Genomic DNA, 12,730 nt, shown 5'->3' on the forward strand with positions numbered 1-12,730 from the left:
AGGATAATAATTATGAATTACAGGATGTTAATTTTGGCTGCAAGTATAACTATTAGCAGCGCTCAGGCGACAGAGTTAGTCTATACCCCCATTAATCCAAGTTTCGGTGGTTCACCGCTCAATGGATCTTACTTGCTCAATAAGGCAAATGCGCAAAATGATCATGTGGCAGAGAGCTCAGATAAAGATTTTGTCACCCGTTTTAAAGAGTCATTGGAGCGTAATATTCTCAATGAAATAACCAGAAAGGTTGCTCAAGGTGAAGTTACTGATGGTACCTATGATACTGGGGACTTTCGTATCGAAGTGGCAACGATTGGCAGTGGAGTGATGTTAACGATTACTAACCTGCTAACTGGCGAAGTCACTGTGATTGAGATGCCTGTATATGGCGGGGGATAACTGATGAAAAATGTATTGATTCTGATTGCCTTATTTTCCTTATCAGCCTGTGGGTTAATCGCTAAACCTGATTTGAACATTACTCAAGCTGAAATTAATCCAGTAAGTGAAACCATGAAAGAGTTACAGGATAAACAGGGTCCTAAATACCCCATTCCTGTCGCTGTCTATTCGTTTCGGGATCAAACTGGACAATATAAACCTCAACAGAATGTCAGCTCATTCTCTACCGCGGTGACTCAAGGTGCCACCTCAATGCTAATACAAACTTTACTCGAGTCACGTTGGTTTATACCGGTGGAACGTGAAGGATTACAAAATCTATTAACTGAAAGAAAAATAACCAAAAAACAACCGGTTAAAAATAAAGAGTCCGAAGTGCCTCTACTGACCAATGCACGACTGCTATTGGAGGGGGGGATTATCAGTTATGAGACGAATGTGAGCACTGGCGGCATCGGACTTGAATATTATGGCATCGGTGCTTCTGAGCTTTATCGTGAAGATCAAGTCACTATCTATTTGAGGGCCGTCGATGTTCATAGCGGTAAAGTGATGATTTCTGTGTCGACAACTAAGCGCGTGTTCTCTCAGGAGATGAGGGCTGGTCTGATCCGTTTTACCAGTTTGAACCGCTTAGCCGAAGCTGAGATAGGGTTTACCACTAATGAACCTGTGCAGTTTTGTGTCCTGCAAGCGATTGAGTTAGCCGTTGCTGAAATGGTGGATAAAGGCATTGAGCTAGGGTACTGGAGTTCAGAGTCTTGAGGGACAAGGGTTAAATTGATTTTAGCCCGTTTTTTATTCAGTTTATCTGTATAAAATATCCCTTAGTAGATGATAAGTCTAGTATGTGTAAGTTTACAGCTATAATCCTGCGTTTATAGTTTATTTTCTGGTAATTTATATCGTTTTGTTATAATAATGAATTCCAAAGGTAAATAGAATGTATCAACTCTTATGGACCAGAGAGTATTTTTATGTTTTTTTCAGGGTAAGAACATAAAGGGTATCGACAAGGAGAATTTATATGAACCAAATCGATGAACTTGTCTTTTTTCATCAAATCGAGGCGCCATGTCACTTAGCTATTTTGGCCGACTCTATCGGATTAAAGACGCGTATTATCAGTAAGTCTTCAGAACTATTTAATGGGTTAATGTCAAATAGCTTTTGTTTTATCGCTCAAAAAGGGGAAGCGTTAGATAATAAGGGTATTCCTTTGATTGCATCTAGACTTGCTTCACAGTTTCCAGTTGCACTTCATCAGGTTGAACCTAATTCATTGCAGGCTGAGTCAGCCTTGTTATTGGGCATAAAAGGGGTTCTATACTCAAATCAAGGTATGGATTCACTGATGTCAGGTATTACCAATATGGTGGAAGGAGAGCTGTATTTTGACCGGCAATTGATCAGCAAGGTTTTTAGCCGTCTCGTGCGAAAGTTAGACAGTGCTAATGATACTTTGCAAGACAGTGCTGTGATGATGCAGATGCTGACCAGCAGAGAAAGAACGATTATTAGCTTGGTGTCCAGCGGAGCTAGAAATAAAGAAATTGCTCATAGACTATGCATTAGTGAGCATACCGTTAAGGCACATATCTCTTCTATTTTCAGAAAGACTCAGTCCCGTAATCGAGTTGAGTTGTTGAGATGGGCACAAAGTTATCAGAGTCAGTTGGAGTTATGTTCTTAAATTAACTCTATTCGAATAATAAAAAAGGGAGCCGTTATAGGCTCCCTTTTTTATGTATTGCTATTTAACACTAGTTTTGAATAACAGTTGCTGTATTGAAGTCTCCGGTTTGGGTCACAGATATCGTGTTGTCCATTCCAGTTTGAGAACCCATAACCAGGTTGTCATTGCCGGTTTGGGCAATCGTTAGACTGTTATTATCACCAGTGACGGAAAAGGCACCATTATCAACACTACCAACCCAGTTACCGTTGCCCGTTTGTGTGATTAAGCCAATGTTTTCATCGCCAGTTATAATGAGATCAATAAGGTTGAGATCGCCATCTTGTGTCATCTCTACATCGCTATTATTCATCCCAACCACAGTGACTAGCGTTTCGTTATCACTGCCATCTTGCTCAATATCGACATCATTATCGTTACCCGTTATCTCGGCATATCCGAAGTTGGCGTCACCTTCCTGGCTAATATCAATATTGTTATCATCACCAGTAGCGAATGCGGTTACTTCCCCATTATCGCCATCACTTCTTAGATCGAAATCATTGTTGTCGCCATAAGCACCAAACGTAGCAAAGTTGGTATCACCTTCTTGATCTAAGGTGACATCATTATCGTCGCCGAAAATCTGGAATTCAGCTCCGTTATTGTCACCCTCTTGATCGATATTGATATCGTTATCACCACCTTGAATTTCAGCAATAAGCGTGTCACCAATTGTGTTGCTATCACCAATTTGAACTATTTCAATATAATTATCATCGCCTTGAGTGAAGGCCAGATAAGATGTGTTGTCGTTTCCTTCTTGATCTATTTCGATTTCATTATCAGAACCAGAGAGTCCGTACACAAAACCTGTATTGTCATCACCGATTTGGCTAACCACGAAGTTGTTGTCATCGCCTGCAACACCTTTAACCGCACCTAGGTTGCCATTTCCCTCTTGGTAAACCTCAACATCGTTGTTATTGCCTACGTTTGGTGTGATATCAAGGGAGACCATACCAGCAACGTTATTGTTACCAGATTGTGTAATGGCACCGTCATTATCATCACCTTGTACTCGGAAGACACCAAAGTTATCATCACCATCTTGATTGATGACTGCGGTATTGTTATCACCAATTAACTCAACGACGGCTTCACTTTCTGAGCCATCTTGTGCCACATCTACGCTGTTGTTGTTTCCTGTGACATCAATATTGGTGACATTGGAGAAGTCGAATTGAGCAACGTAAGTTTCGTTATCGTTACCTGTTACGTCGACATTGGTTTTGTGTGATTCATCGGCTTGATCAACTTCAGTATTGTTACCTAAACCAGTGGAGTTAACATAAGCTTCTACAGAAGAACCTTCTTGCACGACAGTAGTTGATTGGTTATCACCTTCTTGGCTCACAACGGCAACACTAAGGGTGCCAGTCTGCTCGACATAGGCTTCTTGTCCTTGAACAGTATCAGCCGTATTGGTGGTTTGTGTAATAGTTGCGGAATTATCTGAGCCAGCAAATGCTGAGCTAGTCATGCCTAATCCTGCAGTGATCGCTAGCGCAAGTATTGTTTTTTTAGTCTGAGATCTCATATGACTTTCCCTGTTTAATATTGTGTTATGGTTATTTCAGCACCATCAGCAATCTGCTCGATGGAGAAGTTAGCACTGCCAAGTTGATTTAAATTAACCAAGTTATCGTTGCCAACTTGTGTAATTGAGGCTTGGTTATCACCACCAACCTGAATCAGCTCTACTTGATTATTCTTCCCATATTGAACGATATCAGCCTGGTTGCTTTCCCCTAACTGCAGCAGATCAGTGTAATTGTAACTACCGACTTGCAAAATATTTGCAGTATTAAGGTTGCCTAGCTGAACTAGGTTAACTAGGTTTTCTCGGCCATTGCTTTCAAGAAGAGTTTGTAGAGTGACAGGCAGTTCATAGGTACTCGAAGTGTCTAGCGCATCATCTGCCAACACCCAAGTGCTGCAACAAAGAGTGATAAACAGTAAGAGTACAGAGTTAAGTATTGACACTTTAATACCTCTTATCTATTGATGATTTTTAGGCTTGTTTCGTTTTCAAACCCAATCGAACTCGTTTTACTATCCCTAAGAACTGCTGTCTAAAGTTTGCGGCAACAGATCCAGATGAGGGTTCAAGTTACAGACATGTGAAAATGCCGCAATCGGAAGAAAGTCTATTTATCAAAGTCTCTCCAATAAAAAAGTTTTATCAAACCTTATTGGTGTTAACTGTTTGTTTGCATTTTGTTTAATAGTATTTTCTAGATTGACTTCTAATCGTTTTGCTTAAAGTGCTAAGGCAATGGACGTAGTAAGAAGGTTGTAAAGCCCGTGAGTCAGCTTTCAAAATAGCGAGCGTTGTGGCAACAATCCTGACTGTGAAATGCACCGGAATTTACTTTGAGACTTTCTTGGGGAGAGGATTAATACCGAGAAAAGGGTCTTAGTTGGATTTGATTCCGGATATAGAATTTAGGGATAAAAAGGAAGTCAGAATATGTTTAATAAGATTTCACCGATTGCACTTGCCATAGCGGCTGCAATTACGGTCTCCGCAGCGCCAGTTCAGGCAAAAGTCACTCAACATGAATACGTTAAAGATTCGATCCTTGTTGTCTATAAAGATAATGCCACTCAGTCAGAGCGTCTTTCTGCACAACGTTTAGTTCGCGGTTCAATCCGTGACGCTAATGCTGATGGTGTTGATGATAAGTTTGCCAATTTAATGAATGGTAAGTTAGCAAGTCTATCACTACGTTCAGGATCTGATGTAATAAAAGCAATTAAAATGATCAGTCAACATCCAGCGGTAAAATATGCTGAGCCAAACTATGTTATCAAGGCGCTAGGTATGCCTGATGATCCTCGTTACCCTGAAATGTGGGGGCTTAATAATACCGGTCAGGATGGTGGCACCGCTGGTGCTGATATCGATGCAGTAACGGCTTGGGATACGTCGACAGGTGACACTGATGTCATTGTTGCTGTGATCGATACCGGTGTTGATTACAACCATGAGGATCTCCAAGGTAACATTTGGACTAACCCAAATGAGATTGCAGGTAACGGTATTGATGATGACGGCAACGGCGTAATTGATGATGTCCATGGTTACAGTGCTATCGATGATGATGGTGATCCGATGGATGGTAACGGCCATGGTACTCACGTTTCTGGCACGATCGGAGCAAAAGGTAACAATGGTGTCGGTGTTGTCGGTGTTAACTGGGATGTGTCCATTATTGGTTGTCAGTTCCTCGATGCAGGAGGTTCAGGTTCTACTGAAGGCGCGATTGCGTGTATCGATTACTTGACTGATCTTAAAGTTAATCATGGTATTGATATCAAGGCGAGTAATAACTCGTGGGGAGGCGGTGCTTTCAGCCAGGCGTTGAAAGATTCCATCGAAGCCAGTGGTGATGAAGGCATTCTGTTTGTCGCTGCGGCAGGTAATTGTAGGGCTGGAGCACCTGCACGTGATATCGATCAGGAGCCAAGCTACCCGGCTTCATACGACTCCGATGCTGTTTTGGCTGTCTCCATGACTACCCGTAATGACACTCTGGATAGCTGTTCTCATTGGGGGCCAACATCTGTGGATATGGGCGCACCGGGTAGCAGCATTCTGTCTACTACGCCGGGTAATAATTACTCTGTATTCAGCGGGACGTCCATGGCCAGTCCTCACGTTGCCGGTGCTGCTGCACTCGTATGGTCAATTAATCCAGATCTCACGATTGGTGAGATGAAGCAACTGCTGATGGATTCTGGTGATGCCAATGCAGACTTAACGGGTAAGACCGTTTCTGGTGCTCGCTTGAACATAGCAACAGCACTGGATATGGCTGATCCATCTCCAAGTTATCGTTTCACAGTAACGCCATCTTCACAAACTATCGTAGCGGGAATGTCTGCTAGTTATGACTTCAGCGTTGGTAGTGTTGCAGGGTGGGATGAGTCTGTTGCGTTAAGTGTTGAGGTGACTCCAGCGCTTGCTGGTGTGTCTCTATCTGCTGATACTGTAATGGATGGCGATAGCTTTACACTTGATGTGATGACTGAAGCTGCAACTGCTTGGGGTGATTACACGATTACCGTTTCTGGTGATGATGGCACTATTCAGAAGAGCAAAACTGTGTCATTAGGTGTACTGCCTCAGGGTATTGAAGATTACCCTTATGGCAATGATGACCCAATGGATATTCCAGATAGTGATCCAACGGGTATCGTTAGTACTATTGAAGTGACGGATGACATTCAAGTGTTTGGCGTCACTGCAGATGTCGATATTACCCACACTTGGAGTGGCGATCTTATCGTAACTCTGACATCTCCTGAAGGAACGGAAAGCGTGCTACATAACCGTTCTGGCGGTAGCACTGATGACGTGGTTATGAGTTGGGATCTTGCTGACTTTAACGGTGAGATGGCGATAGGAACTTGGACTCTGGCTGTTAGCGATAATGCTGCTGCGGATCTAGGAACACTGAATAACTGGGGTATCGTTATCTCAGGTGTCGGTGATAGCGTTCCTACTGTTCCAGTTGCCAGCTTTGAATACAGTGTTGATGGTTACAATGTCAGCTTTACCAATACTAGTACCGATGCCGACGATGATATCGTTAGCTACAGCTGGGACTTTGGTGATATGGACACTTCAACTGATATGAGCCCTACTCATTCTTACGCTGCAGCGGGTAGCTATGCCGTATCACTTACCGTCACAGATGCTGAAGGTAACACTGATACAGCCAGCATGAATGTTGATGTATTTGATAACGTCATTACAGCTGAAATACTTCGCGCTAAGTTGTCTCGTCGTGGCAGTGCGTTAGTTGACCTGCTTTGGGATGGCGCAAATGGAAACTCTGTTGCTATTTACCGTGATGGAGAGATGGTAGCAACTACAAACAATGACGGTCGTTACCGTGATCGTTTCAGAGATGCGCCAGCATCGGTTGAGTATACTGTTTGTGAAACGGGAACGAGCTTATGCTCAGATCCAATCACTGCGCAGTTCTAAGTAATTAAAATTACTTGTCATTAGCGGTCCTCGGGCCGCTTTTTTATCTCTGTAGAAAGCCATTTCAAGATATCTTCATACATTAACTGTTTTAGAACTGCGTTTATGTATACCAATCAGTATAAGAAGTTGATCTACTCAGAGTATGTTATGGCAATAATCCTGACTTGAAATGCAACGGAATTTACTTTGAGACTTACACGGGAAAGGATGTTTGTTATGAATTCATTTACAAAAATTTCAGCGTTAGGAATTTTACTGCCCCTGCTAACCGCCAGCACATTGGCAATTGCAGAGGAGAAGAAAGTATGGATAACCATAGGCAGTGATGCGCAGTACCAAGCTACTCAGGTCGGCGCTCAACTCGCTCCCGCATTGCAGTATTCCGAGATAGATCAATTGCCTGTTCTTATCTATCAAGCTAATGAAACACAACTGCAAAACTTGACTCAGATCATGCATGAACAGAAGCATCGTTGTGGCGGTTATATTGTTCATAGCAGTTATCAAGAGGCGGTTGACGCCTTGCAGGGACCGAAGCAGAAGTTGGCGTTTAATGCGCCGCCAATTCAGCATAGTGATAAGGTCAATGCACTTCTTCCCCAAATCGAAGCGGGAAAGATCAAAACTACCATTCAATCTTTGAGTGGCTTTACTAATCGATACTATACCAGCAGTACAGGAAAGCAGGCTGCCGATTGGCTTGCGAGCCACTGGGGTCAACTGGCCAGTCAACATGCTTGGGCCAGTGTAGAGTCATATAACCACAGTGGTTGGGGTCAAGACTCAGTTATTTTGAAAATAACGGGCAGCCAGTATCCTGATGAAATATTGGTGATGGGCGGGCATCTCGACTCTACCGCTGGCTATGGAACAGGGGAGGGAACGGTGGCCCCTGGCGCAGATGATGATGCGTCGGGCATTGCGTCGCTTACCAATGTTGTCAGTGCTTTATTGGAGAGTGGTGAGCAACCCCAGCGTAGTATTCATATTATGGGTTATGCCGCCGAAGAGGTTGGATTAAGAGGTTCAAGTGAGATCGCAGCAGCTTATAAAGCGAGGGGCGAGCAAGTATTAGCGGCCCTTCAACTTGATATGACTAACTATCATGGCTCAACTGAAGATATTGTGTTTATGACTGATTATATCGACAGCAGCTTTGCTCTTTATATGAAGCAACTACTCGATATTTATCAGCCACAGATCGTTTACGGTGATGATAGTTGTGGTTATGCCTGTTCCGATCACGCCTCTTGGTATGACCAAGGTTATCCAACCACGATGCCATTTGAATCTAATTTAAATGACTATAACCCCAATATTCACTCAAGACATGACACATTAGCAAACAGCGATTCAGAAGCCGAAAACTCGGTGCCTTTTGCCCGTTTAGCTTTGAGTTTTGCTATCGAAATGGGGAACCCAGATGCTGGCGATACACCGATTGAACCCGTCGCCAGTTTTACGACTCAATGCAACGAACTGAATTGCCAATTCGACTCTTCACCTTCTAGCGGGGAGCTTTCCAGCTATCAATGGAGTTTTGGTGATGGTAATGCAAGTAGTGCTACTTCTCCTGTTCATGTTTATGGCGTTGGAGGGCAATATCAAGTGACGTTGACGGTGACAGACATCAATGACTTATCTGATAGTGACAGTCAGTCGATTTCTGTTTCCGAAGGTTCTGCGACGCCAGTTGCCAGTTTTGAATCTAGTGTTGATGGTTTGAGTGTTAGCTTCACGAATACAAGTACCGATGCTGACGATGATATCGTTAGCTATAGCTGGGACTTCGGTGATATGGGCACTTCAACAGATATGAGCCCTGCGCACACTTACGCATCAGCGGGCAGCTATGCTGTATCACTTACCGTCACAGATTCTGAAGATAACACTGATACCGCTAACATGAATGTTGATGTGTCTGATAGCGACATTACAGCTGAAATACTTCGCGTTAAGTTGTCTCGTCGTGGCAGTGCACTAGTTGACCTAACTTGGGATGGTGCAAATGGCAGCTCAGTTGCTATCTACCGTGATGGAGAGATGGTAGCGACAACCAACAATGATGGTCGTTACCGTGACCGTTTCAAAGATGCCCCTGCATCGGTTGTTTATACAATCTGTGAAGCTGGAACGAGCTTATGCTCAGATCCAATCACTGCGCAGTTCTAAGTAATAAAATTACTTGTCATTAGCGGCCTTAGGGCCGCTTTTTTATATCTCTGTAGAAAGCTAAAGGCTTACTTTCTAGTATGAAGATTTATACTTGTAGGCATAAAAAAGACGCTAGAAGAGAACCTCTAACGCCTGCTCTATCTCTATGAGAGTTACTTTATCTCTGCTTGTACAGCGACTCCATAACTTGCTATTTCGCTTTGTAGTGTAATGTAATACCAACCTGAGACTGGATCACTGACAGTGAAGCTCTCGTTAGTGCTATCAGGGTTAGTCGAGGCTGCATCATAATTAGTGGCATTAGGCCAAGATGCACCGCCATAGAGGCTAACATCTCCACTGCCATAAGCTGAACTGACGGTAAGCTCACTTGTGCCCTCATCGATCCAAAGCGAATAGTAGTTGATACCATCGGCGGCACAAATGGCCGTACCTGATGCGAGTCGGCCATCACTGACCGGATTGAGCGTTAGACAGGCATCAGTTATCGTGCCTGAGCTTGGTGGAGTGACTGGCGGTATGGGTGTTGTATTAGTGTTCAGGTTGACAATGATTGTCACGCCACTGAATTCACTCTCAGAATCGACGGTAATATAGCGCCAGCCTCTATTAGCCGTGACCTGTAAAGTTTCACTATTCCCTGTATTAATTGAGCTAGCCTGATGGTTGGTGCTACTGGCCCAACTGTCAGCATGGAAGTAAAGATCTGCATCACCGCTTCCGCCTGCTGTGGTGATGGTTAGTTGGGTATTATCTTCTTCAACAAAGAGGTAAAGGCTATTTTTACCTCCACTGATACACTCACTTGTTCCCAGTGTGAGTTGACCATAGCTGATGGTTGCAGCTCCGCAATCTTCAACAGGTAATGGTGGTGTTTCCCCGCCATTGTCACCGCCTTGTGCAGGATCTGGGTCAGCCACAACTTCAGTTGTACTTACTAGCATATTAGCGCCGCCGAAATCGCCGGATAAGGTAATATAGTGCCAATATTCATTGGGATTCATGGTGACCTTAATCACCTCATGATTACCATTACCTATTCCATAACCCTCATTAGATTCTCCGCTCGCCCAACCTGTGGTGCTGTAGTAGATGTCAGCATCGCCCCAGCCTCCGCCAACCTTGATCCAGAGCTCTTGATTGGAATTGTCTACATTGGCAATGGCAAAACTGGCTCTGCCATTTTGCGAGTCGATACACTCCATCGGTATGTCGATCTTAAGGCTAGCGTCTTTGCTATAGCGGTTCGCTTCATCGGTGACAACACAAGGGGAGTAATCGGTGCTAATCGTTGATTTAGGGCCTGCCCAGTTGCCATCTGTACCACTTGGGAGCGCATCGGCATCCGATGGACCTAGATCTATGATGCCATTTTCGGCAGTGGTCAACCCACTGGTGAGCCAGCCAGTCCACTCGTTGTCATAACGTGTGCCGATACTGTCCATAAAGACTTGGTATTCCTCGTACTGATCGTTACGAAGGTAAGCTAAGATCTGATCCACATCTGACTTATGATTTTCGAACATGAAGCGTACTGCTAGGTATCCCCAGCGGTAGATACGATCTTGACCAGAGTCATAGTTGTTCTTAAAGATCGTTGAGATCGGGAACTCCGTTGTTTCTCCCATAGTGATCGCGGTGGTATTAGCATCTCGATAGGAGATATACTCTGCCAGTCCCTCTATCCACCAGATGGTGTTTGCTGAGATACCGCGTCCAAAATCACCATGCAGATTATAGCGGCCATCTAAATAGTGCACATATTCGTGTTGTAAATTCCAAATATGGAAATCAGGCTGACGCCACTGTGCTTCATAGGCGATAAATCGTGCCTGATTTTTAATGCCAGCAGGTGAACCTTCAAGGTACATTCCGCCATTATTGGTGTTGATACCAAAAAAGGTGCCCGCATAGGATTGGTAGTCACTTGAACTATCAAAAACGATCAATTCAAGGGCGGCATTATTATCGTTATTCACCGGGGTGTTATTTGTGCCTAACTTACTGTGGAAGTAAGTTTCTTGCCCGCCGAGTACTTCACAGGCCCATTTGGCTTGATCTTGGTATAGTGCCTGAGCTCTCATGGTTAGGGTGTCTGAGCATTGCCAGTTAAAGCTGAGGGTATTGGCTTCAAGTTGGGCTTTAAAACCACAGATATCATAAAAATTACAGTTGGCTCGGTCGTAATAGTCAGCCATCTCTGCTGCGGCCAGCCAAATCACTTTGGATTCATCGTTTTTATTGCTGCTATCGAGTACGGCCTTGACTAAGGTGGTGACCTTGCTGGTCATCTCGGGAATATGATACAGGCGAGCCATTTCACGCACGCCATTAAGCAACACATATTCGGCATCGGTTCCGACTAAGTGTCGATTGTTGAGCTGAAAGTTATTGAGAGAGTCGAGAATGCTATGGTCGGTAGCAAACAGTGCCTTCATGGCATCATCCCACTGAGCGCGAAATAGGGTGGTGAAGATAGCGTTTGCTGCACCATTCATGCCCCAACTGGCCTGCCAATCGGCATTGTATTTACTCAATACTTGCTTAGTGACGTGGTTGAAGTCGGCGCCTAATCCTGCTGAATCAATTAAGATTAATGACTCTTTTAAGACGCCAGCATTTTCCTCTGAAACAGTCCAGATATTGGTATTACTAAAGATACTAGTGACCGCTGTTTTGATGTTTGCTTTCACTGCACTGCTGTAGGCGGGGACATCTTCTGGACTGTAAAACTGCACATAGAGAGCAGCGCGTTGAAAATAGATAAGTGACTCGATGCCTGTGCTATCAACCCCCGTATATTCAGGTGCACGGGAGTTAATTCCCGTGGCAACGCTGATCATATTCGCTTCACTAAATAAGGCGGTAGCATCACTGCCTTTAAGGTTATAAAGCGGGTTAACACATTGTGGTGATGATTTTGCCAGCTCACTGACAAGAGCAGCACCGCTTAATCCAATAAAGGGGCTGCAGTCGTTTGCCGCAGCGGGCCCACTGGGTCCAGTTAACCCAGGAGCTGCGCTAATGAGTTGCTCAGTCACCCAAGGTGAAAGTGTTTGAGTTAAGGTGTTGGTGGATGTCAGGGCTTGGGCTCCCAAGTGATGATCTTGAGGGATATTTGTCTTGCTTATGGCGTTAAAGCTTGTGGCTAGACTTATTGCGGCGACCAGATATGTTAATTTCATGGGATCTCCATTTGTTATTTTATCTTGCGGCTTCATGCTGCAAGGGCTGAAGTGTCTGCTGAACAGATCTTTTTAAGCTAACTGTTATGTGGTCTTTCTCAGGGAACTCCAGTTAACATAGTTGCAACAGTATAGTTATTGAGTTAAATATACAATATTCAATGGGCGGTTTTAGTTCTTTTTTTGAACGTTTTTAAACTTGAGTGTATAGAAGCCTTTAAAAATCTG

At 44.0% G+C, this 12,730-nt stretch carries 8 protein-coding genes; 5 read left to right on the forward strand and 3 right to left on the reverse strand.

Going from position 1 to position 12,730, the window contains the following annotated elements; genetic code table 11:
- Positions 1-12 precede the first annotated feature (12 nt).
- The 3 genes from HWQ47_RS03530 (at position 13) to HWQ47_RS03540 (ending at position 2,098) form a co-directional block, all read left to right on the forward strand.
- On the forward strand, positions 13-402 hold the full coding sequence (locus HWQ47_RS03530) for a curli assembly protein CsgF (RefSeq protein WP_269969817.1): 390 nt from the start codon (positions 13-15) through the stop codon (positions 400-402).
- A 3-nt stretch (positions 403-405) separates the two neighbouring features.
- Positions 406-1,170, forward strand: coding sequence for a CsgG/HfaB family protein (locus HWQ47_RS03535; RefSeq protein ID WP_442802065.1), 765 nt, complete (start codon positions 406-408; stop codon positions 1,168-1,170).
- Positions 1,171-1,432: 262 nt separating this feature from the next.
- Positions 1,433-2,098: a response regulator transcription factor gene (locus tag HWQ47_RS03540; protein WP_269969818.1), complete on the forward strand. Its 666-nt coding sequence runs from the start codon at positions 1,433-1,435 to the stop codon at positions 2,096-2,098.
- A 70-nt stretch (positions 2,099-2,168) separates the two neighbouring features.
- Here the strand turns inward: HWQ47_RS03540 and HWQ47_RS03545 are convergent, their stop codons facing one another.
- On the reverse strand, positions 2,169-3,680 hold the full coding sequence (locus HWQ47_RS03545; protein ID WP_269969819.1) for a curlin: 1,512 nt from the start codon (positions 3,678-3,680) through the stop codon (positions 2,169-2,171).
- A gap of 14 nt (positions 3,681-3,694) precedes the next feature.
- Complete coding sequence (locus HWQ47_RS03550) at positions 3,695-4,126, reverse strand: curlin (RefSeq protein WP_269969820.1); 432 nt, start codon at positions 4,124-4,126, stop codon at positions 3,695-3,697.
- Positions 4,127-4,613: 487 nt separating this feature from the next.
- On the opposite strand from HWQ47_RS03550, the gene HWQ47_RS03555 reads away from it, so the two are divergent.
- Positions 4,614-7,139 (forward strand): S8 family serine peptidase, encoded by a 2,526-nt coding sequence (locus HWQ47_RS03555; protein ID WP_269969821.1) that lies wholly within the window; start codon positions 4,614-4,616, stop codon positions 7,137-7,139.
- A 219-nt stretch (positions 7,140-7,358) separates the two neighbouring features.
- Entirely contained in the window at positions 7,359-9,314 is a 1,956-nt protein-coding gene (locus tag HWQ47_RS03560; RefSeq protein ID WP_269969822.1) for a M20/M25/M40 family metallo-hydrolase, read from the forward strand.
- A gap of 155 nt (positions 9,315-9,469) precedes the next feature.
- On the opposite strand, the gene HWQ47_RS03565 is transcribed toward HWQ47_RS03560, so the two are convergent.
- Positions 9,470-12,502, reverse strand: coding sequence for a M9 family metallopeptidase (locus HWQ47_RS03565; protein ID WP_269969823.1), 3,033 nt, complete (start codon positions 12,500-12,502; stop codon positions 9,470-9,472).
- Positions 12,503-12,730: the final 228 nt, after the last annotated feature.

The organism is Shewanella sp. MTB7, assembly GCF_027571385.1.
Taxonomy (GTDB): Bacteria; Pseudomonadota; Gammaproteobacteria; order Enterobacterales; family Shewanellaceae; genus Shewanella.

Coding starts and splice junctions, on each gene's coding strand:
- HWQ47_RS03530 (WP_269969817.1), top strand. CDS start 13: ATGAATTACAGGATGTTAATTTTGGCTGCAAGTATAACTATTAGCAGC.
- HWQ47_RS03555 (WP_269969821.1), top strand. CDS start 4,614: ATGTTTAATAAGATTTCACCGATTGCACTTGCCATAGCGGCTGCAATT.
- HWQ47_RS03565 (WP_269969823.1), bottom strand. CDS start 12,502: ATGAAATTAACATATCTGGTCGCCGCAATAAGTCTAGCCACAAGCTTT.
- HWQ47_RS03545 (WP_269969819.1), bottom strand. CDS start 3,680: ATGAGATCTCAGACTAAAAAAACAATACTTGCGCTAGCGATCACTGCA.
- HWQ47_RS03540 (WP_269969818.1), top strand. CDS start 1,433: ATGAACCAAATCGATGAACTTGTCTTTTTTCATCAAATCGAGGCGCCA.
- HWQ47_RS03535 (WP_442802065.1), top strand. CDS start 406: ATGAAAAATGTATTGATTCTGATTGCCTTATTTTCCTTATCAGCCTGT.
- HWQ47_RS03560 (WP_269969822.1), top strand. CDS start 7,359: ATGAATTCATTTACAAAAATTTCAGCGTTAGGAATTTTACTGCCCCTG.